This is a genomic window from Pseudomonas sp. NPDC096917 (genome assembly GCF_044762555.1).
Classification (GTDB): Bacteria; Pseudomonadota; Gammaproteobacteria; order Pseudomonadales; family Pseudomonadaceae; genus Aquipseudomonas.
The window spans coordinates 231,475-252,420 of the sequence record NZ_JBIWEO010000005.1; the positions used below are offsets into that span (position 1 = coordinate 231,475).

Below are 20,946 nucleotides of genomic sequence, written 5' to 3' on the forward strand. Positions count from 1 at the left end.
TAAAAGATCGCCTGCAGGCCCGCTCCGACAGCGCCCCTACAGCACCGAGGTGTAAAGGGCGTGGATGTCGTCGCGGCTAAGCGGGCGCGGGTTATTGATCAGCAGTCGCTCGACTTTCAGGGCGTCGTCGGTCAGTTGATCGACGTCCCCTGGGGTCACGCCCACTTCGCTCAGACGCTGGGCAAACGGCATGCGCGCAACCAGTCGAGTCATGAAGCCGATGAAGTGATCACAGGCCTCGCTGGTATTGGCAAAGTGCTCTTGCGGCAACACCGCAGAGGCCAATTGCGCGTACAACGGTTCGGCTGCCGGGCGGTTGAAGTTGAGTACCGGCACCAGCACCAGCGCGTTACTCAGCCCGTGGGGCACGTGAAAATGCCCGCCCAGCGGGTAGGCCAGCGCATGCACCGCCGCCACCGGCGCATTGGCGAATGCCATGCCCGCCAGCATCGAACCCAGCAACATGTTTGAGCGCGCCTGCAAATCACCCGGCTCAGCCAGTACGCGGTCCATGTTCGCCGCCAGCAGGGTCAGCGCCTGCACCGCCAGCCCATCGGATAACACGTTCTTTTTGTGCACGCTGGTGAAGGACTCGATGGCGTGCACCATCGCATCAACGCCGGTCATGGCGCTGACTGCGGCGGGCAAGCCTACCGTCAGGCGCGCATCCAGCAACGCGATGTCGGGGTATAGCAAGGGGCTGACCACGCCCTTTTTCTCATGGCTGGGGGTGGTCACAATCGCCACCGCCGTGACCTCCGAACCGGTGCCAGCAGTGGTCGGCACCTGGATCAGCGGCAAACGCGGGCCCTTGGCCAAACCGATGCCGTAGATGTCCTCCAGCCGCTGTTCGTGACCACAGAGCAAGGCCACCAGCTTGGCGATGTCCAGCGAGCTGCCACCGCCCAAACCGATCACTGCCTGGGCGCGGCATTCACGCGCCACCGCCACAGCCTCTTCCACGCAGGCTACCGGCGGGTCCGCCTGCACATCGCTGTACAACGTGACCTGCAAGCCGCTGTCGCGCATGGCCTGTATTGGCGCATCGAGCAAGCCAGCGCGCAGCAGACCGGGGTCACTGACCAGTAGCACGCGCTCGGCCTTGAGTTCGCGGCACAAGGCGCCAAGGCGCAGTGTGCCATCAATTTCGCAGATCACCCGCGGTGTGGTTTCAAAGGTAAATGTCGACATGATGCTCCCCTACCCTGCGGTCACGCTGCCGCGTTCGATGCGAAAAAGCGCATCAACCAGATCGGCAGAATGAGTGTCATCGGATTCCGAAATCAGTACGCACAAGCCCTCGCGGCCCAGCCTGGCGATCACTTCGCTGAGGCGTCGGGACAAGACAGGCGCCACGCCTTCAAACGGCTCATCGAGCAACAGTAATTTGTGCCCCGGCATCAATGCCCGCGCCAGCGCCACCAGCTTTTGCTGCCCACCGGACAGTTGCATGGCCTTGCGTTCGCGCAACGGGGCGATCTCCGGGATCAAGCTGTACACCCACTCCAGGCGCCGCTGGCTGTCTGGCAACGTGTTGGCCCAGACCGGCAGCAGGATGTTTTCTTCAACGCTGAGCGCCGGAATCAGTCGACGGTCTTCGGGCAAATAACTGATACCTGACGAGGCTCGGGTAAAACCCGCCTGACGGCGCAAATCCTGACCGGCAAAAGTGATCGAGCCCGAATCGGCCTCAAGCAAGCCCATGATTGCGCGGATCAACGTGGTTTTGCCGGCGCCGTTATGGCCGATCAATCCGACCATTTGCCCGGCGCCCACCTGCAAAGACACATCGTGCAGAATCGGCACGCCTTCAATCGATACGTGCAGGTTGCGAATATCCAGACTCATTGCGCTGCCCTCTTGTGAGCGTTTGGCCCGCCCGTCACGAACTCTTGCACGCGGGCGTTGGCCAGCACCGCTTCGGGCGCGCCATCGGCCAAGACTTCGCCGCTGTAGAACGCCAGAATCCGCGACACGTAGCGGCGCACCACGTCCATGTCATGTTCCACGAACAACACCGTGACCTGATGCTGCGCAACCACCCGCATGACAGTGTCCATGAGCGCGGTTTTTTCTTCGGCGCTGACGCCGCTGGTAGGCTCATCAAGCAGCAGCATTTGCGGGTCGCCGATCAACGCCATCGCGATGTCGATCAGTTTGCGCACGCCTTGCGGCACGGCGGTCACTGGGGTGTCGCGCCAGCGGCTGATGTCGAATTCGGCGAGAATCGCATCTGCCTGGGCGATACGTGAAGCGTTGCGCATCGGCGCCAGCAGTGACGGAAACGGGCTCTGTGCCGCGGATACAGCGATCAGCAGGTTATCCAGCACACTCAACTGCGGGAACAACTGCGCGACCTGGAATGAACGGGCCATACCCGCTCGGGTGATGGCGCGCGGGGTACGGCCAATGATCGACTGACCGTTGAACAGAATCTCGCCACGGCTGGGCTTGAGGTAGCCGGTGACCATGTTGATAAACGTGGTCTTGCCCGCACCGTTGGAACCGATCACCCCAACCACTTCGCCTTTGTGGATCCGCACGTTGACGTCTTTGGCTGCCGTGACTGCGCCAAACTCTTTGCACAGCCCCCGGGTCTCAAGAATGCAGTTCATGCTTTTGCCCTCCGTGCTTGCCCGGTAAACAGGCTCCACAAGCCTTTAGGCAGGAATACGATGATCGCCAGCAAGGTGAAACCCAGAATCATTTGCCAGCTGTGCGGCACCAGTTCGATGGCGTAGGTGCGCACCACGGCAAACAGAATGGCCGCGATAAACGGCGCGGCGACGTGTGCCGTGCCGCCCAGCAGTGCGATGAAAACGAACTCGCCGGAGGTGATCCAGTAAGCCATCTCCGGGTCGATGTGCCCGGCCGACAAGGCCATGAACCCCCCACCCAATGCCGACACGGCAGCCGCCGCCACGTAGTTCATGTACAGCACCCAACGCGGCGACTGGCCGAGGTATTGGACCCGCACTTCGTTCTCACGGATGGCCTCGCACATCATCCCCGCGCTGCTGCGGCTGTAGCGATGCAGCAACACCGCCAGCAGCCCCGAGCAGGCAACGATGAGGATGAACAGCGCCAGCGGCGCCTGGCCCGACGCGGGCGTCCAGCCGAACAGGGTCCAGGCTTTGACGTTAAAGCCGTCGGTGCTGCCCAGCGCCGAGCTCTTGACCAGCACGCCGTACAGAATCATCGAGAACGCCAGCGACAGCATGGCAAAGAAAATCTCGCGGTAACGGGTCATCAGTAGCCCAAGCAGCATGGCCAGCAGGACCGCCGCGCCCACTCCGATCAGCAGTAACAGGGCCAGATCGGTGATGTCCAGAAAGTGCCCGCTCATGCCCACGGCGTAACCGCCAACACAGAAGAACAGACCCTGGCCAAAGGTCACCAACCCGGCGCGCATTTGCATCACCACGCCTTGCACCACCATGGCCTTGGCCAAGGCCATGGTCAGCAAAAACACCAGCCATTGCGGGGCGATAATGCCGCCTGCGGCCAGCAGCACGGCAACGCCGAGCAGAATCGATTCGGTTTTACTCAGGCGCATTTTAAATTTTCCTCGCCAGTACACGGCCGAACAGCCCTTGGGGACGCACGGCCAACACCAGCGCCATCACCCCATAGATCACAAAGAGTTCGAACTGCGGCGCGTAGTGCACGGCAGCGGCACGGCTCAAGCCCACCAGTAAGGCGCCCACCGCCGCGCCTTCGATGCTGCCCATGCCGCCAATCACCACCACGGCAAACGCCAGCACGATGACTTCAACGCCCATGCCCGGCACCACCGAGATCGCCGGTGCGGTCAGGGCACCCGCCAATGTGCCGAGCATGGTGCCCAGCACAAATACCAGGGTGAACATGCGCCGTACATTCACGCCCATGGCCATGGCCACTTCGCGGTCGTGGATCACGGCGCGCAGCACCTTGCCCTGATGCGTGCGCTCCAGCCATAACCAGAGCCCCAGCCCCAGCACGAGAGAAACGCCGACCAGCATCAGGTCGTAATTCGACACCTTGAGCCCGGCCAACGCGCTGCGGCCCATTTCGGCATACGGCTGATAGGCGAAGTACGGATTAACGCCCCAGATCATCTTCATGGTGTCTTCAAGGATCAGCAGCAGCGCGTAGGTGATGATCACCATCAGCACTTCGTCGCGCCCGTACATAAAGCGCAGCAAGCCGCGCTCAATGACCAGCCCGACGATCAGACCGGCCACCAGCGCGCAGCCGAGCATCAGCAGATACCCGGCCCAGACCGGACCAACCCCGTTATTGAAATACCAGCCCACCAGTGACGCAGCGGCGTAGGCGCCAATGGCATAAAAGCTGCCATGGGCCATGTTCAGGATGCGCATCACCCCGTAGATCACCGTGAGCCCGGCCGCGACCAGAAACAGCCACGAGGCATAGATGGTGCCGTCAATCAGCACCGCGAAAAGACTCATCATTGAGGTCCTACCTTGGCAAAAAACTTCGGATCAATCGCACAATGCGCTATGAAGCCGCTGCCGCAGGCTGCGATGAAGTCCGCGCAGACTTCAAGGCAACGGGGGCTACACGCCCCTTCGCAACCTGCGCCAGCGACTACAGGTTGTGCGGATCAGTTGCACTGCGCGCCAGGGAACCCGGCTTTGATCCACTCCAGCGCAGTGGTGCCGTCAGGCGGGGTCACGCACTCGCCCGAAAAGGCAATGACGTTCTGCACGCCGCCTTTTTTGCTTGCCGGATCGTATTGGTACTCGCCGTAAGCAATGCCTTGCATCGCCTGGTGGCCATCGGCACGGGCCATTTGCACGGTGCCGGACACCGACTCAAAGGTCGCGCCTTTAAAGGCCTTGGCGATCTCCAGCGGTGCCGGGATCTTGCCCGATTCAACCTTGGCGTTTTCCGCTGCGTGCTTGAGGCCGAGAATAGCCTGAGCCATTTTGCTCGCTGGGTACGTCGGTGCAGTCTTGTAGGCGCTCTGGTAGTTGTCTTTAAACCAACGGTTGAGCTCGTTATCCGGGGCAAATGCGCCGAACGGGCCACGGCCGCCGATGATCATGCCGTTGGGGGCCTGGTCCTTGTAGCGGTCGATGGCCGACTCGCCGCAGGTGAGCACCGCGGTGGCGTCTTCCAGCAGGCCGCGCGCGTTGGCTTGCAGCACCAGCGCTTCCATGTCACCGCCCCAGAAGCTGGAATGAATGATGTCCGGACGTTTGACCGAGATCGCAGAAATTTCAGCGCCGTACTGGCCCTGGAATACTTTCGGCATCTGCGATTCAACCACCCGGGCCTTGGGCATCAGCTGCTCCATGGAGTGGGTGAAGTCGCTCCAGCTGTCCTGGCCCCAGGCGTAGTTCTGCTGAATGCCGGCGACTTTCTGCGCGTCGGGGCGCACCTTGCTCAGGTAGCGAGCGGCTCCAATATTGTCCACCGCCGCATCAAGGCTGGTACGGAACACGTACTGCGGGGTTTTGTCTTCTTTGAACAACTGCGAGGTGCCGCAATCGTAGAACACGGTCATCGCGCCCAGCTCTTCCGCCACCGGCGCGATGGCCAGGCAGTCACCGGAAGAGATGTAGCCAACCACAGCATCGACTTTCTGGCGCTGCACCAGATTGCGGAACTCCTCAACCTGCTTGGCCGCACCGCCCGCCTCGTCGATCATCACCACTTCGATCTCGGCACCATTGATGCCGATTTTGTCGTAAGGCGCGGGCAGTTGCCCCTTGTTCAGCCCTTCGACCAGCACCTTGGCGGCATTCGCCGAAGGTTCACCAAACGGACCGGCAGCCGGGCCCGAGAGGAAGGTGACGACGCCAATCCGGAACTTGCCGTTTTCAGCAGCCTGCACCCCAGCGTTCAATGACAGGGCCAGCCCGGCAGCCGTGATGGCAAAGGCCAAAGGGTGTTTCAACATGCTTTTCTTGGAATTATTCATGTTTGAGTCTCTGTGGGTGAACAAACGGTTAAGGCTCGACAACGGGTTTTCGTGCGGCCAGACGCCGCTTTAGCGTGGCGCTATCGAGCTGTAGCTCTTGTGCCGAATACACGAACCAGTCACCCAGCATCAGTTGGGCAGGCGGGTAATCGGTATGGCTGATCGGCGTGCCAATGGCCTGGCTTTGCTGGATTTGATGGGTCACTGGATCAATGCGCGAAAAGGTGCCGGGCGGGTCTTCGGGCAAGGCGATTTCCAGACCTTCGAGTGCATGGATCAGGGCTGGGCTATCGGTCACGCCGCCGGTTTTTTCATAGGCTTTGGCCATCACCATGACGCCGGTGTAGGCGCCCTGTGCGGCGTAGGTCGGGTAGCGCCCGCTTAATTGGTGAAAGCGCTCGACAAACGAACGATTGCGCTCGGTGTCCGGCCAGTTGTTGTGATGGCGTGCCGAGAGGATCAGACCGGCAGGCGCCTTGTTGCCCAGCGACACCAGAAAATCGTAATTGGCCCCGGTGTCAAAGTTCGCCAGACGCGAGGTTTCCAACAGCCGGGAACCGGCGGCCTGTTTGACGAATGCATGGAAATCCCCGCCCCAGATTGCCGACACAATGATGTCGGGCTTGGCCTGCTCCAGCGCTGCGATGTAGGGCGAGTAGTCCGGCTCATACAAGCGCGGCCACAGTTCAATGACGTCTTCAAACTTCACGCCCAGTTGGTTCAGCGCTTCGTGCAAATCATCGCGCGACACATGCCCGTACTCGTAATCGGGGCCAATAAACGCCAGGCGCTTCCAGCCGGTTTTTTTCTGCAACGCTTGCAGGTAACGCGCACCGGCGGCCATGGAAGTCCAGGTGTCGTTGGTCACTCGAAAATAGTAGGGATGGCCATTTTCCAGGGTCATGCGTGACGAGGCGTGGTCGGTGCCGATCATCAGCACTTTTTCTTGCCGGGCCAGTTGGCTCACCGCCAGCGCGACCCCGGACGAGACCATGCCGCACAGCACTTGCACACCATCCTTGTGGATATAGCTCTTGGCCAGGCTGACCCCATACGAGGCTTTGGACTGGTCGTCATCGACAATCACCCGCAAGCGCGGCACGGATTCACCGGCCTCACGACGGGCTTGTAATTCGTTAAGGGCCACCTGAATGCCAAGGATGCTGTCGTGCCCGTAGATGGCTGCACGTTCAGTCATCGGGTACAGGCAACCCATGGTCAGATCGGCTTCTGACGCAGGCACGCCCAACTCCAGGCGGCCGACTTGGGCGCAGGCTGAAACACTGATGAGCACGCCGCTCAAAGTCAGTAGGCAATGGGCCCATAAACGCATCGGGTGCATAAATTCCTTTAGGGCGTTGAAAACGCCTCTTGTTGGAGTGCTCAAAGGGATGGAGCAAGGGCTGTGCCAACACAGACGAACCTCGTAGCAGCGAGCGTGCTCGCGACCTTTTGATCTTTAAAAAGATCGCGAGCACGCCAGCGCCTACAGGATCCATGGGGTTTGTTGAGCGGTTAGCGCTCAACGTGCGCGCAGGAATGAGCGCTTAGCGCTCAATACCCAGGCGTTGCAGGCGGCGTTTGAGGGCATGCCGTGAGATACCGAGCAATTGCGCGGCCAGGCCTTTGTGGCCCGCCGAACGGGTAAGCGCATCGATCACCAGGTCGCGCTCGGCGCGTTCGAGTTGATCGCCCAACACCAGGGTCGGCGCCGATTCAGCGCCTTGCAGGTGCGTGGGCAACATCGCCGCGCTGATGCCCTGCCCCGGCGACAGGATGGTCAGACGCTCGACCAGGTTTTTCAGTTCGCGCACGTTGCCTGGCCAGCGATGGCGACGCAGGGCCACCACACAATCGGGCAAGAACTGGATCGGACTGACCCCCTCTTCGACCGCCTGGCGCTGAGCGAAATACTGCGCCAGCAACAGCCAATCATCGCCGCGCTCACGCAAGGCCGGGATGTCGACCGTGATGACGTTCAGGCGGTAAAACAGGTCTTCGCGAAACCGCCCCAGGCGCACATCGTCCGCCAGATCACGGTTGGTCGCGGCCACCACCCGCACGTCTGCACTGCTGGCTTGGCTTGCGCCCACGGCGCGGTAGCTGCCGTTCTCCAGAAAGTGCAACAGCTTGGCTTGCAGGCTGAGCGGCAACTCGCCAATTTCGTCGAGGAACAAGGTCCCGCCATTGGCCTGGCTGACGAGCCCGGCGCGTTTTTGATGAGCGCCGGTGTAGGCGCCTTTCTCGGAGCCGAACAGTTCGGCTTCGATCAGTTGCTCGGGCAAGGCGGCGCAGTTCACTTCGATAAAAGCGCTGGCGGCCCGCGAGCTGTGGCTATGCAGGGCTTGGGCTACCAGGGTTTTTCCGGTGCCGGATTCGCCCAGTAATAGAATCCGCGTCGCTGAACTGTGGGCAATCCGTTGCACAGCGGCATGCAGCGCGCTCATGGCGGCACTTTGTCCTTGCAGCCCGGCGACCGCCGATGCAGGCACATCAAGGGCCAAGGTGCTGCTGATGGTCGCCAGCAAGTCATCCAGCTCAAAGGGTTTGGTCAGGTAATCGGTGGCACCGCCCTTGACCGCCTGCACGGCGGCCCGTGTGTCGCCATGGGCCGAGATCATAATCACCGGCAGGTGCGGGCTGCGCTGGCGCAAGCCATCCAGCGTGGCCATGCCATCAATACCCGGCAGGCCCAGATCGAGCAACACGATGTCGATATCATCCAACGCCTGTTGCAGCGCGGCTTCGCCACTGTTGGCCGTGCTGATACGCATGCCCTCCCCACGCAGTGCATAACTGAGCGAGCGCACCAGCGCTTCTTCATCATCGACGATTAACACGTGAACATCGGACATCTGCGACTCACTTAAACGGGTTCAGAGGGGGCGATTTCAATCGCTGGCCAGCCAGCGCCCAGAAGGTGTGTGCAATTACAAAAACCGGGTGAACGCGGGAAAGTCCAGCGTCACATGCGTGCCTTCACCCAACAAACTGACGATTTGCATCCGCGCACCATTGGCCTCCAGCAGTTGCTGGCAAATGCTTAAACCCAGGCCGGTTCCTCGGGGTTTCAAGGTGAAGAATGGTTGGCGCACCTGCTGCAAATGCTCGGCAGAAATTCCACAGCCCTGATCATCAACCAGGATCCGTACACGTCCTTGCCCGGTCTCGGCCCACAGTCGAACAACTGCACCGTCAGGGCTGGCTTGCACGGCGTTCAAGCACAGGTTGAGCAACACCTGCTGGGCCTGATCCGGGTCGACAAAGATCTGCAAATCGCCTGGCGCTTTGCACACCAGTTCGATGCTGCGCGCTTGCAGTTGCGGGGCAACCATCGCGCCAGTGTGTTCGAACAGGTGCGCCACCGACACCACACACGGCTTGGGTGGATGTGGGCGGCCGTACTCCAGCAAGTCATTGGTGACGCGGGACAAGCGGTCGATTTCCTTGACCAGATCACTCAGCAGTTGCCGACGTTCAGGCTCTTGCTCACGGCGCAACAAGGCTTGAACGGTGGTTTTCATGGTCGCCAGCGGATTACGGACTTCATGGGCAACACCGGTGGCAAAGGTGCCCAGTACGGCGAGGTTTTCGGTGCGCACGGTCTGGTCCATGACCTGCGCCAAGCGCTCGGCCATGACGTTGAAGGCGCGGGCCACATGGCCGATTTCGTCGTCTTGCGGCTGTTGCTCCAGGCGATAACTCAAGTCGCCCATGGACAGTTGATGAGCGCCTTGCAGCAGTGTGCTGACCCGCGAGCGCAACTGGCGCGACAGGGTAAAAAACACGATGAGGATAAACCCGATAAAACCCGCCGCGACCCAGTACAACCACCAACGGGCATCGTTCAGCGGTTTGAGGATGGCTCCCGGCTCCACGCTGAAGACCAACTGCCAGCCCGGCAAAATCATCGGCCCTTCGTGCCATTGCCCCGGCGCCTTGACCTGGCGCCCGGTAGGGTCGACAAACGCGCCTCCAGGCACTTGTAACAGGGGCGCAACCACGCCGCTCATGCCCGCGCTGACCAACAACTCGGTCAAGGACGCCAAGCGTAAATGCAGGGCAATTCGCACTCGTTGGTTGGTGCGGCCAACACGCACGCTCTTGCGGATCAGAAAGCTGCCGGAGCCGCCCGCTTTAGGCAGCAACGGCCCAATCACTTCAACATCGCCCACCCATTGCGCCGGCAAACCGGCGATGGACCAATGCTCGCTACCCCAGTACGGCTCACCGGAGGCCGACTGGCCCGGCAGCACTTTGATCAGGCGGTCACGCTCATCAAAAAACAGCACGCCATACATAAAGGGCAAATCGCCCTCAAGCTTGAGCAGCGAGTCCACGTCACTGATGAGGCGCGATTGGTCAACGATAAACTCCGGCATGTTGGGGTGATTCGACAATGCCGAGAGTTGATAGAAACGATCATCGAGAAAGGACGACAAGCGGTTGGCCGTCGACAGCGCTTGCGCGTCCAGCCGCTCGCCGGTCAGCCGGTTGAGCAAGTCTTTGGCCAGTTGCTCGTAGAAAATTGCCAGGGTAATCAGCGCCACGCTCATCACCACAACAGACAGCAAGGTGTAGCGCGCCACAAGGCTGCGGTGCGGCCGGGCAAGCCATTGCAACAACACATGGAAGGAAGAGTCGAGGTTCATGGCGTTCTTGATTGTTTTTGTAATGGCACCAGCATAGGGATCGACCCTCGAACCTGTCCATGACTGCGTGTTGCACATCGGGCGCCTCATCGCCTAATATACGTTTCGCTTACATTTCATACATATCACACAGTGGACGATTGCATGGGCATCGTAAAAATCTCGGAACACATGCACGAAAACCTGCGCGTCGCCAGCAACGCCCTGAGCCGCTCGATCAACGCCCAAGCCGAACACTGGATGCGCATCGGAATGCTGACTGAGCTGCACCCAAACCTGAATCACACTGACATCTGCCGTTTGCTGGTACGCGCCGAGCTCGCGGGCGACTTTGACTTGACCCGGCTGTGTCAGCTGGAAGGCACTGCTTCGGAGTCCAGTCGATGAGAAACCACGTCGTTATCAACACCCCGGCGCAGATTGCCCAATCCAAAGTGGCAGGCAAGCTGGCGGCCGAGGTACTGGCCATGATCACCCCGCACGTCAAGGCCGGGGTCACCACCGACCAGCTTGATCAGATCTGCCACGACTACATCGTCAACGTGCAAAAAGCCATTCCCGGCAACGTCGGTTATCACGGCTTTCCGAAGACCGTGTGCACCTCGGTCAATGAAGTGGTCTGCCACGGCATTCCGTCAGGCCGGGTGCTGCACGATGGCGACATCGTTAACATCGACATCGCCGTGATCAAGGATGGCTGGTACGGCGACACCAGCCGCATGTACTACGTGGGCGAACCCAGCCCGCAAGCCCGGCACCTGGTCAACACCACCTATGAGGCTATGTGCGCCGGTATTCGCGTGGTGCGCCCCGGCGCAACCTTGGGTGACATCGGCCACGCCATCCAGACGGTCGCCGAGAAAGAAGGTTTCAGCGTGGTGCGCGAGTACTGCGGGCACGGGATCGGAAAGGTCTATCACGACGAGCCGCAAGTGCTGCACTACGGTTTTCCAGGCCAGGGCATGAAGCTTAAAACCGGCATGATTTTCACCATCGAGCCGATGCTCAATGCGGGCAAGCGCCATGTAAAAACCCTCGCTGATCAGTGGACCGTGGTCACCAAAGACCTGTCGCTCTCAGCCCAGTGGGAACACATGGTGGCCGTGACCGACGACGGTTTTGAGGTGCTGAGCCCTTGGCCAGACACGCTCGAAGAATTCCCCGCAATCACCTGAACCGCGACTGTAGTGGTCTAATAAAACCGCGAGGCTGCCGACCTCGTGCTCAAGCAAAACTACAGCTACATCGAAGCCAGTCGTTCACTCGGCATCGGCGAGTCGGCCCTACGCGGCTGGGTCGATCAGGTTCCGCAGGAGCGCCAAGGCGTCACTGCGCAGAGCGGATCACATGCTTACAAAAGAGCGACGGTCGAACGACTCGGTATCCCCAATACCTTGAACCACAAGTTCGATGTCCCAGCACCCAACCAGGTGTGATGTAGCGACATCATCTACATTGGGGCCCTGGGGAATGGGTTTACCTGGCTGTCGTGCTGGATCTTTGCGCGCGTCGGGTGGTGGGCTGGGCGTCCAGGGGTCGCCCAATATGCGAGTCGTTCATTTCGCCAGCGGCTGTGGCGTTATCGTATGCGCCAGAGTACGCGTCGCCGAGGAAATTGCTGGGGTACACAGATCACTATGCTCAAGAAACCCAGCGCGATATCAGCCAACTCTTGATGCATCGGTACAACTGGATTCGAGCCAATCAATTCAACAGTGAGCTGGCGCCAGCCCGGACCGAAGAAAAACTTAACGTCGTGTGCGGGATTAGTTGATCACTGCACCTCTATATTGAGGTGAACTGTATTTTAAAACGAACACGGCCACCTACTGCCCATAAATAAATTCAGCTATGCTCATTACAAATCTGTTTTTCCAGTTCTGCACAGTGAGAACGCTAATGTTTAAAGACCTTATTGAGAACATCGCGCTGCTGATTACTCTGTGCTGGATGCATCGGATGATTATGCGGTACTTAGACGGGCACAATAAGTTGAGTAAGATCTGTGAGGGTCTGTTGTTCGGCATAGTGTGTATTATCGGCATGAAAAGTCCACTGGTTTTAATTGATGGGGTAATAATAGATGGTCGTGCTGCTTTACTGAGTATGGCTTCTTTGTTCGGCGGGCCATTGGTTGGTGCTATCGCGGGTGTTATGGCCGGTAGCTATCGCTTTTGGCTTGGCGGTGTAGGCGCCATCCCTGGGCTGCTATCTATATTGATGCCAGTGCTGATGGGACTGGCATTTAGGCACATGCATCACAGGGGATGGATACCCTTCAATGTGGGGTCGTTGCTGATACTTGGCCTCATGCTTGAGGGCTCGGAGATTTTGAGTCTAGCGCTACTGCCAGCCGAATATTTTTCTTTGTTCTTGAAGCTTGCACTTGTGCCGCTGATGATTGTGCTGATACCCGCAACGCTGTTACTGGGCTTGATGCTGAAAGATGATCAACAACAAAAAATTAACCGTGAGGCATTGCGTCAGAGCGAAGCGTATCTGCGAGCTATTTCCGAAGCTGTACCTGACTTGTCTATTGTGCTCGATGAGGAGGGGCGCTACTTGAAAATAAACGTACCTGACAACGACCTGCTTTTTACGGGCGCTACTGAATTACTGGGAAAACGTCTGCAAGATGTACTGCCGGCGAATCAGGCCGATATATTTATGAACTTTATCAGCCGCACCCTAGCCAGTGAAAGTCCGCAAACCATCGAATATGAGATAAAAAGTAAGAAAGGTCTGCGTAACTTCGAAGCTCGAGCACGACGCTTAGATACACTTATCCAGGGTCGGCGTGCAGTGGTGCTAATGGCACGGGACATAACAGAGCGGGTTGCTTATGATCAGGATCGACGAATTGCCTCGATTGCCTTCGAGTCTCAGGAAGGCATGATAATCACCGACGCTCAGACACGGATTATTAAGGTTAATAGAGCTTTCGCACGTATTACTGGCTATACCGAAGCTGAAGTTATAGGTCAACCCACCCGCATGCTTGACTCGAGCCACGAGGCTCCTGAGTTCTATCAGGAGCTGTGGCAAACCCTCATCGAGGATGGGTTCTGGCAGGGAGAGATTGCGAATCGCCGCAAGAGCGGTGAAGTCTTCCCTGAGTGGCTAACTATCAGTGCCGTGCGAGATAAGCAGGACCGTGTCATCAACTATGTGGCTTCGTTCACCGACATCACTGAGCGCAAAAGTGCCGAGCAGAAAATCCAGCACTTGGCTTTCTATGACTCACTGACTAACTTACCCAATAGACGACTACTGCGTGACCGCCTGCAACAGGCGATGGCCTTGTGTGACCGTAACGGTATATATGGCGCTCTTATTTTTCTCGACTTGGATGACTTTAAAAACGTCAACGACCTCTGCGGCCATCAGGTTGGCGATGAATTACTATGCCATGTTGCCAAGCGTCTCACGAAAACTTTGCGCGAACAGGATACCGTTGCACGACTAGGTGGCGATGAGTTCGTGATTCTTTTGGAGGGCTTGCAACCTGATGCTGAGAAGGCGAGTTCTCAGGTAGAGCAAATTGGCATAAAGCTGTTAGAAGCGTTGCGTCAACCTTATTTAGTTGACGGGTGGCATTTCAACAATACCACCAGCTTGGGAGTCGTGATGTTCAATGATGCTCATCACACGGTAGATGAGCTGATGCAGCATGCTGATTTATCCATGTATAGTTCCAAAGCTTCGGGTAAGAACGCGCTGATTTTTTATGACCCCAAAATGCAGGAAACGGTGAGCCTGCGTCTGAAACTCGAAGAAGACATTCGCCGTGGCTTGGCCGCAGGCGAGTTTGTAATTTATTTGCAGTCACAGGCTGGTATCCATCGGCAACTAGAAGGTGCAGAAGCCTTGGTGCGCTGGCACCATCCCCAGCGAGGCTTACTGGGACCTGACGTTTTCATCGAGATTGCCGAACGCAGTGATCTTATTGAACTGATGGATCTTGCAACCCTGCGCCAAGGCTGTGAGCTTCTTGCCTGCTGGGCAGACCAACCACAGAGTGCAGTTCTGAACTTGGCAGTTAACATTAGTTCCAAGCTGCTCTATAGGGATGACTTTATCGCTCTCATTAAGCATCTGCTGGATGAGACCCATGCCAACCCGCAGCTTCTTAAGCTCGAAATTACCGAATCACTGCTGCTCACTGATAAGAACAAGGCAGTGATACGCATGCAAACACTACGGGAATTGGGAATTCGCTTTTCGATCGACGATTTCGGTACAGGTTATTCATCCATGGCTTACCTTCAACAGTTGCCGCTTGATCAGCTGAAAATAGACCAGTCATTTGTCCGTGACTTACCGAAAAACACAAGCAGCCTTGCTATTGTTCGCGCCATCCTTGCCATGGCGGATAGCCTGGGTCTTGAGGTGATTGCCGAGGGAGTCGAGACTCAAGCTCAGTATGACGCCCTATGTGACAGTGGGTGTAAGCACTTTCAAGGTTATCTGTTTGGCAAACCCGTTGCAGTAGAAGCATTCAAAACCGCGACTGCTACTTATTAAACATATCCCTACATGGGGCTTCTTAACTGGCTGGACTGGTCAGGACGTAAGCCCAACTCACTTTGGCTCAATCCTCGTTCGCTAGTAATAACGCACAACGTAGACTCATATTGATTAGTTAAACTCCGCACGTAGAGGTGAAATCTAAGCCGTCTGTCAGGCATCTAAAACGTGTTGCACACGCGAAAAATGGACATGTTTCATAGCAATCACCCTCACGCGGAGCCTTTCAGTGAATAGCCCCTAGTTTCGTAGACACCTCTTTGCCTTAACTCCCGAGACAACGTGATGACATAGCGTCCTCCTTCCTAAATAAATCCCCCGTTCTTCTACAGCGAGCTATCGTGATGCACTATGTCACGTCGACAAAGCGCCTCTAAACGATGGGCCGCCCTGAAAGATATCCAGAGCCACCTGACCAATAGAACCAATTGCCGGAGTGATTTCTAAAATGTTTTCAAGCATCTGCGAGAGCAGTGGTTTGGGTCCATGAACATGAACGTAACGGTGTTAGTGCTGGCAGCAGGTAAAGGCGTGCGCTTTGCTTCCAGTGGTGGCCATACACATAAACTGCAAGCGCTACTGGCTGGAAAACCGGTGATGAGCCATGTGCTGGAAGCCGTTGCAAAGGCTGGCTTGCAGTGCCATGTAGTCAGTCCTGCGGGGGCAGAGACTGAAGGCATGGGTGACTCAATTGCCTGCGGTGTGCGTTCTACGCAGGGTGCGGCGGGTTGGTTGATCTTGCCTGCGGATATGCCACTGGTATGCTCTACAACACTTCGCGCCGTTGCGCAGGCTTTAATTACTTATGAACCCTATCAGGCCGTCGTGCCGTACTGGGAACAGCGCCAAGGCCACCCTGTCGCTTTCGCAGCGAGTTGTGCTGAGGCGTTGCTCGGCTTGCGGGGTGACCAAGGGGCTCGCTCAGTACTGCAAGCCCTGGACAGTCAAGGGCAAGTCAAAGCCCTGTTGGTTGATGACCCAGGCATCGTGCATGACATCGATACCTTAGAAGATTTGCAACGAGCCGAACTCTGGCTTAGTACCCATTGATTACACCTCACATGTGTCACAACGTTGTTGTCGGAGAAGCCATGGATGCTGTCGATATAACGGTTTTGCGTGCTCTGCACGCATGGCGCCAAGCAGGGCAAGCCGCGTTGCTCATCACTGTTGTAAAGACCTGGGGGTCATCGCCTCGTCCAGTCGGAGCGATGCTGGCCCTGCGAGTCGGGGCAGAAATGGTGGGGTCAGTCTCGGGCGGGTGCATTGAGGATGACCTGTTTGATCGTTTTAAAGATATTGAAACGACGCCATCAACCACTGTGGTTCGTTATGGCGTGACCGCAGAGGAAGCCAACCGTTTTGGCTTGCCTTGCGGGGGTACCATTGAGTTGATGGTGGAGCGCAACCCTTGTGCAGAGCGGCTTGAACAGCTACTGGAATATCTGGATGGCGGGGCCTTGGTGCGGCGCACCGTGGATTGCGAAACCGGGGATGTGCAGTTAACCGTCGTCAACAAGTACGCACCTTTGTTTTTAGATGATCAGCAACTGGCAATGTACATAGGCCCGCGATGGCGCATGTTGTTGATCGGTGCCGGGGTACTCGCAAAGTATCTAGCGGCAATTGCCCAGAGCACGGGATTTACGGTAACGGTATGCGACCCTCGTCCTGAACATACATTCAGCTGGAACGAGAGCGAAGTCCCCCTGTTACGGTGTATGCCAGATGATGCAGTCACCGCTTTCAGGCCAGACCCAAGCTCAGGCGTGGTGACGCTTAGTCACGATCCTAAACTGGATGATTTGGCGATAATAGAGGCGCTCCAGAGCCCCGCTTTTTATGTCGGTGCCATTGGTTCGCGTCAGAACAATGAGGCTCGGCGTGCACGATTAATTGAGCACTTTGAGATTGAAAAGGAAACGATGCAACGGTTGCACGGCCCCATTGGTTTATTCATCGACAGTAAAACGCCTGCTGAAATAGCGGTGAGCATTATGGCGGAGATTATTGCCATTAAAAACGGTGTCATCCTTGAACCTGCGATGCAGATTAGCGCGGGGAAATTAAAAAAAGAGCAACTTGAGCGCAGCTGACTTAGTTAAGCCACATGAAATTATTTAAAAAGCAAGTCATTTAACTTCAATGTCATAACTGGCGGACGGGTAAATCTCCGCGACTATTTTAGAGAGAACGATCGGTGGATTTATATTATTTGAACCTGGCTTTCTATCGCTTTTCATCTAAGCTTGTTTATCCGGGATTTTCATCTCACACCTCATTATTTTTTCTTGCGCTTGCATCTATGCTCAATGACGACTTAAACCGGTATGACTGTGTTTAGAGGAAGAAAACATGGCATCAGGCATCAATCGACGCAACTTTATCAAGCTTGGAACGTTTGCGGGTATCACTGTTATGTTCGGCCGCTTGCCTGCGCTTCAGGCGCGTGAAGTTCATTCAGGAGCGCAAACATCCGAATGGATGGGGCCCGATGGCAATGTGAAATATCGATGGGATGCGATACGAAAAGTCACGGGTGAAAAAGTATTCGCCCGTGACTTCCGCTCCAAAAACCTGCCTGGCTGGCCAGAAAAACAAGCACATGGTTTTTTCCTCAAAGCAACCGACGTAGAACATGCATTTGACGATATTGACCTGTCGATGCTTGGGCCAGACTTGCAGCCAGATCGGGTTTTAAAGCATGCCGATCTGGAAAAAGACGGTGTCCGGGTTCCCGAACTGGCAGATTTAGGCGTTGGATTTTACGGTCAGGACTTTCTGCTGCCGGCGGGTAACACGGCCCCACTATACGGGCACCCTGTGGCTTTATTGATCTTCCATGACTTTGACCGTTTTGAAGCGGCCAAGCGGCGTTTGCGATTCGAAACCACTGCAGTCAAATATGGCAGGAAGACCGGATTGATCCAGCCTCCCAATTATGGAGCGGCGCGTTATGTGAGAATCGGTGGTGAAACGCCATCTGCCCCTCCTGCCTTTTCACCTATCCAGGATGCTGTTATTTGGGGGAATTTTGACGGTGATACGCCGACCTGGCCTAAAGCGGATCCGGACGGCATCTTTGTTCCGCGTTCAGTCTTGTTGCCTCATCGCGGCGGTGGCGGTGTTCGCGATCCATTAAAAGTCGCTCAGCAGACCGATGAGCCGATGCGCCGGGGTATGGCCGCTGCGGGCATTATTGAGGCAGAGATTGAAGCTGCACGTAACAACCCTGCCAAACTTGTTGTGCAACGCCAGGGGTTTTCGCAGTCCATTGACCCCAGTGCCATGGAGCCTGATAACGGCAATGCTTGGTACGATGCATCGACGCGTACCTTGCATATACTGATTGCTGCGCAGTCTCCGTATGAAGTTGCGCGGGTTGCCGCGTTCATGGTCAAAGATAACAAGCGCTTTCCAGTTGAAAAAATTGAACTGGTGTCTGGCACCACCGTTGGATATGGCTCCAAAGATCACTCCATTTTCCCTTTCTACACGATTGCAGCTTGTTTTTATGGCGATGGCCTGCCTGTGCGCCTGGCAAATGACCGCTACGAGCAGTTCCAGTTGGGTATGAAGCGCCACAGTATCGAGATGGATCTAACGCTGGTCGCTGATCGCAAGACCGGGAAGTTCGAGGTGCTTAAAGCTTTTTATAATTGTAATGGTGGTGGTCGCGCCAACTTTTCTTTCTCAGTGGCGCAAGTCGCTGCCACCGCAGCTCAGTCCATCTACTACTTTCCCAAGTCCGATCTGGCCACTGCTGCGATTGCAACAGCCGCAGTCGAAGCGGGCTCGATGCGCGGGTACGGCACTCTCCAGGCCATGTCTATCACAGAGTTACTGATTGACGAAGTTGCTGCGCAGTTGGGAATAGACGCCATTGAGTTGCGTAAGCGAAATGCATTGCAGGCGGGCGATCCAAACACTCAGGGTGCAGTCCAGCTGGGTGACCCACGTAATCTGGAGATGCTTGACCTCGCCTCGAGTCATCCACTGTGGCTAAACCGCGAGCAGGAAAAAGTTAAATACGAGGCAGCCAATCCCGGCCGTCGCTACGGCGTGGGCTTTGCACAAGTGCAGAAAGACTATGGAACGGGTGCAGATACCACGGCGCTGTTATTAGAGTTCGATGCAGCAGGCAAGATTACAATGCGCCACTGCGTACAAGAAATTGGTACCGGTGCTACGACGGCGCAGCAAGTCATGGTGCAGCGCTTGCTGGGCAAGGCACCTGATATCGCAATTTTTGGTGAAACCAACTTCGCTCAGTTGCCGCTAAAGAGTAATTTCGAACCGTTCTCCATTACACAGGAACAACAGGACGAGCTTGCACGGGACCCCTTCTGGGTGCCCGCTATTTTGCCCGCGATGAGCGCTTCAAACAGTGTCTACTTCATCGGATTTGGTACACGTCAGGCTGCTCAATTTCTACTTGAAAATACTGTTTGGCCTGCTGCACAGGCCATTTGGAGCAGTGGTCCGGCAGGAGGCCAGCTGGCGAGTGGCTTTATGACCGCCAAAGACCTGCGGGCAGTGCCTGGCGGTATCGGCGGCGGCGGTATGGCGCCACTAGCATTCGAAGCAATCGCCCGTAAAGCCCATGAAATGGGACTTGTCACAGGCGTTGCCCTGCACTGCTTCAGCCGTTGGCAATGGGCTCGTGCCGATTTCGAGATTCCTGGACTGGGGATCAAGAATCTACCCGCAGATGCAATCGCAGTGCGCTATGGAGATGCTGCTCCCGAGTCGTTGAAGGCAAGAATGTCTACCGGCGGCTATGACTTCATCAAGCGCAGTAACGTTCAGTTTCCGTCTGCCCAGCGCAACAACGCGGGTGTCACCACCTATACACCAGCAGCCTGCCTGGTAGAACTGAATGTCAACACCTTCACAGGGCACGTTGAGATCATGAATCATCACAGCTTGCTCGATCCCGGCAATATCATTGTGCCAGCTCTGGTGTCAGGCCAGCAGCAAGGCGGTATCGCCATGGGTATTGGTCACGCGCTGATGGAAGAACTCCCTTTGTACGGTGATGGCCCGGGGAACGGCACTTGGAACTTCAACCGCTACAGGTTGCCACGGGCCAAAGATGTCGCCGTGTGGACGCAAACGGCCGCCTATCTTGATCCTCTCACTGAAACATCCCCACCCAAAGGCTTAGCCGAGGTGGTGATGATCCCGGTTGTAGCTGCGACGGGCAATGCCATTACTCATGCCATTGGAACGCGCTTCTATCACCTTCCAGTGACAGCCAACAAAATTAAAAAGGCGTTGATGCTATGAGTATTGAGAAACGCTTACTGACCCTCACCATAAACGGTCAGAAAGTAGGTCCGGTAGACGCGCCTGTGGGCATGCCCATGATCGATTTTTTGCATGAACACCTTGATCTGACAGGCACTCGTTTTGGTTGCGGGCAAGGCATTTGCCATGCGTGCACCGTCATGGAAATTCAACCCGACGGAATCCCCATAGAGACGCGTACATGTATCTTTGACGCCCACTTTTTTAATGGCAAAACGCTGATTACCATTGAGGGCCAGGCCAAGCGGGATGAGCATGGCGAGGTGAGCGACCTGACCCCGATACAGCAGGCCTTTATCGAACACTTTTCATTTCAGTGCGGTTATTGCACTCCGGGGTTCGTGACTGCAGCCACCGTGTTTGTTGAATCTTTAAAGCGCCAACCTGTAAAACGTGCCGACTTACAAAGTCGAATCGAAACAGCGCTCAATGACCATATCTGTCGTTGTACCGGGTATGTCCGTTACTACCAGGCTGTTCAGGACGTCGCGCTGAAGACTCCTGGCTGCGTGATCGACTAAGGAG

Annotated in this window: 16 protein-coding genes and 1 pseudogene; 8 read left to right on the plus strand and 9 right to left on the minus strand. The window is 56.7% G+C overall.

The features are described 5' to 3' along the window. Window positions 1-36: 36 nt before the first annotated feature. From ACIQYF_RS08240 to ACIQYF_RS08280, 9 genes are all read right to left on the minus strand, one after another. Window positions 37-1,191 (minus strand): iron-containing alcohol dehydrogenase, encoded by a 1,155-nt coding sequence (locus ACIQYF_RS08240; protein WP_402859304.1) that lies wholly within the window; start codon window positions 1,189-1,191, stop codon window positions 37-39. A 9-nt stretch (window positions 1,192-1,200) separates the two neighbouring features. Next, the gene (locus ACIQYF_RS08245) at window positions 1,201-1,848 is read right to left on the minus strand and encodes an ABC transporter ATP-binding protein (RefSeq protein ID WP_402859307.1); all 648 of its coding nucleotides are present in this window, start codon (window positions 1,846-1,848) and stop codon (window positions 1,201-1,203) included. Further along, the gene (locus ACIQYF_RS08250) at window positions 1,845-2,615 is read right to left on the minus strand and encodes an ABC transporter ATP-binding protein (RefSeq protein WP_402859310.1); all 771 of its coding nucleotides are present in this window, start codon (window positions 2,613-2,615) and stop codon (window positions 1,845-1,847) included. The genes ACIQYF_RS08245 and ACIQYF_RS08250 overlap by 4 nt, the downstream gene beginning before the upstream one ends. Continuing rightward, window positions 2,612-3,556, minus strand: a complete 945-nt coding sequence (locus ACIQYF_RS08255; protein WP_402859313.1) for a branched-chain amino acid ABC transporter permease — start codon at window positions 3,554-3,556, stop codon at window positions 2,612-2,614. Before ACIQYF_RS08255 ends, ACIQYF_RS08250 begins: the two co-directional genes overlap by 4 nt. A 1-nt stretch (window position 3,557) precedes the next feature. Then, on the minus strand, window positions 3,558-4,454 hold the full coding sequence (locus ACIQYF_RS08260) for a branched-chain amino acid ABC transporter permease (RefSeq protein ID WP_402859316.1): 897 nt from the start codon (window positions 4,452-4,454) through the stop codon (window positions 3,558-3,560). Window positions 4,455-4,609: 155 nt separating this feature from the next. After that, window positions 4,610-5,932, minus strand: coding sequence for an ABC transporter substrate-binding protein (locus ACIQYF_RS08265; protein ID WP_402859319.1), 1,323 nt, complete (start codon window positions 5,930-5,932; stop codon window positions 4,610-4,612). A 28-nt stretch (window positions 5,933-5,960) separates the two neighbouring features. Then, window positions 5,961-7,265, minus strand: coding sequence for an ABC transporter substrate-binding protein (locus ACIQYF_RS08270; RefSeq protein ID WP_402859322.1), 1,305 nt, complete (start codon window positions 7,263-7,265; stop codon window positions 5,961-5,963). Window positions 7,266-7,479: 214 nt separating this feature from the next. Continuing rightward, entirely contained in the window at window positions 7,480-8,787 is a 1,308-nt protein-coding gene (locus ACIQYF_RS08275) for a sigma-54-dependent transcriptional regulator (RefSeq protein WP_402859325.1), read from the minus strand. Between the two features lie 75 nt (window positions 8,788-8,862). Continuing rightward, window positions 8,863-10,584, minus strand: coding sequence for a sensor histidine kinase (locus ACIQYF_RS08280; protein ID WP_402859328.1), 1,722 nt, complete (start codon window positions 10,582-10,584; stop codon window positions 8,863-8,865). 144 nt (window positions 10,585-10,728) lie between these two features. Between ACIQYF_RS08280 and ACIQYF_RS08285 the strand changes: the two genes are divergently transcribed. The 8 genes and pseudogenes from ACIQYF_RS08285 to ACIQYF_RS08320 all read left to right on the plus strand — a co-directional run bounded on the left by ACIQYF_RS08285 (window position 10,729) and on the right by ACIQYF_RS08320 (window position 20,942). Beyond that, complete coding sequence (locus ACIQYF_RS08285; RefSeq protein ID WP_402859331.1) at window positions 10,729-10,971, plus strand: ParD-like family protein; 243 nt, start codon at window positions 10,729-10,731, stop codon at window positions 10,969-10,971. Then, a complete protein-coding gene (gene map / locus ACIQYF_RS08290) occupies window positions 10,968-11,759 on the plus strand; it encodes a type I methionyl aminopeptidase (RefSeq protein WP_402859334.1) in 792 nt (263 codons plus the stop codon). The genes ACIQYF_RS08285 and map overlap by 4 nt, the downstream gene beginning before the upstream one ends. Window positions 11,760-11,804: 45 nt before the next feature. Continuing rightward, window positions 11,805-12,358 (plus strand): annotated as a pseudogene (locus ACIQYF_RS08295) (hypothetical protein). 125 nt (window positions 12,359-12,483) lie between these two features. Next, window positions 12,484-15,108: an EAL domain-containing protein gene (locus ACIQYF_RS08300; protein WP_402859337.1), complete on the plus strand. Its 2,625-nt coding sequence runs from the start codon at window positions 12,484-12,486 to the stop codon at window positions 15,106-15,108. Between the two features lie 489 nt (window positions 15,109-15,597). Continuing rightward, window positions 15,598-16,161: an NTP transferase domain-containing protein gene (locus ACIQYF_RS08305; protein WP_402859340.1), complete on the plus strand. Its 564-nt coding sequence runs from the start codon at window positions 15,598-15,600 to the stop codon at window positions 16,159-16,161. Window positions 16,162-16,202: 41 nt separating this feature from the next. Continuing rightward, complete coding sequence (locus ACIQYF_RS08310; RefSeq protein WP_402859343.1) at window positions 16,203-17,207, plus strand: XdhC family protein; 1,005 nt, start codon at window positions 16,203-16,205, stop codon at window positions 17,205-17,207. 259 nt (window positions 17,208-17,466) lie between these two features. Beyond that, the gene (locus ACIQYF_RS08315; RefSeq protein ID WP_402859346.1) at window positions 17,467-20,400 is read left to right on the plus strand and encodes a xanthine dehydrogenase family protein molybdopterin-binding subunit; all 2,934 of its coding nucleotides are present in this window, start codon (window positions 17,467-17,469) and stop codon (window positions 20,398-20,400) included. Between the two features lie 2 nt (window positions 20,401-20,402). After that, a complete protein-coding gene (locus ACIQYF_RS08320) occupies window positions 20,403-20,942 on the plus strand; it encodes a (2Fe-2S)-binding protein (RefSeq protein WP_402859391.1) in 540 nt (179 codons plus the stop codon). Window positions 20,943-20,946 lie beyond the last annotated feature (4 nt).

Bases quoted from the DNA above. Each gene is read 5' to 3' on its own strand.
- ACIQYF_RS08270 (WP_402859322.1), bottom strand. From the start codon at position 7,265: ATGCGTTTATGGGCCCATTGCCTACTGACTTTGAGCGGCGTGCTCATC.
- ACIQYF_RS08275 (WP_402859325.1), bottom strand. From the start codon at position 8,787: ATGTCCGATGTTCACGTGTTAATCGTCGATGATGAAGAAGCGCTGGTG.
- ACIQYF_RS08310 (WP_402859343.1), top strand. From the start codon at position 16,203: ATGGATGCTGTCGATATAACGGTTTTGCGTGCTCTGCACGCATGGCGC.
- ACIQYF_RS08260 (WP_402859316.1), bottom strand. From the start codon at position 4,454: ATGAGTCTTTTCGCGGTGCTGATTGACGGCACCATCTATGCCTCGTGG.
- ACIQYF_RS08300 (WP_402859337.1), top strand. From the start codon at position 12,484: ATGTTTAAAGACCTTATTGAGAACATCGCGCTGCTGATTACTCTGTGC.
- ACIQYF_RS08285 (WP_402859331.1), top strand. From the start codon at position 10,729: ATGGGCATCGTAAAAATCTCGGAACACATGCACGAAAACCTGCGCGTC.
- ACIQYF_RS08240 (WP_402859304.1), bottom strand. From the start codon at position 1,191: ATGTCGACATTTACCTTTGAAACCACACCGCGGGTGATCTGCGAAATT.
- ACIQYF_RS08255 (WP_402859313.1), bottom strand. From the start codon at position 3,556: ATGCGCCTGAGTAAAACCGAATCGATTCTGCTCGGCGTTGCCGTGCTG.
- ACIQYF_RS08280 (WP_402859328.1), bottom strand. From the start codon at position 10,584: ATGAACCTCGACTCTTCCTTCCATGTGTTGTTGCAATGGCTTGCCCGG.
- ACIQYF_RS08265 (WP_402859319.1), bottom strand. From the start codon at position 5,932: ATGAATAATTCCAAGAAAAGCATGTTGAAACACCCTTTGGCCTTTGCC.
- map (WP_402859334.1), top strand. From the start codon at position 10,968: ATGAGAAACCACGTCGTTATCAACACCCCGGCGCAGATTGCCCAATCC.
- ACIQYF_RS08315 (WP_402859346.1), top strand. From the start codon at position 17,467: ATGGCATCAGGCATCAATCGACGCAACTTTATCAAGCTTGGAACGTTT.
- ACIQYF_RS08305 (WP_402859340.1), top strand. From the start codon at position 15,598: ATGAACATGAACGTAACGGTGTTAGTGCTGGCAGCAGGTAAAGGCGTG.
- ACIQYF_RS08245 (WP_402859307.1), bottom strand. From the start codon at position 1,848: ATGAGTCTGGATATTCGCAACCTGCACGTATCGATTGAAGGCGTGCCG.
- ACIQYF_RS08250 (WP_402859310.1), bottom strand. From the start codon at position 2,615: ATGAACTGCATTCTTGAGACCCGGGGGCTGTGCAAAGAGTTTGGCGCA.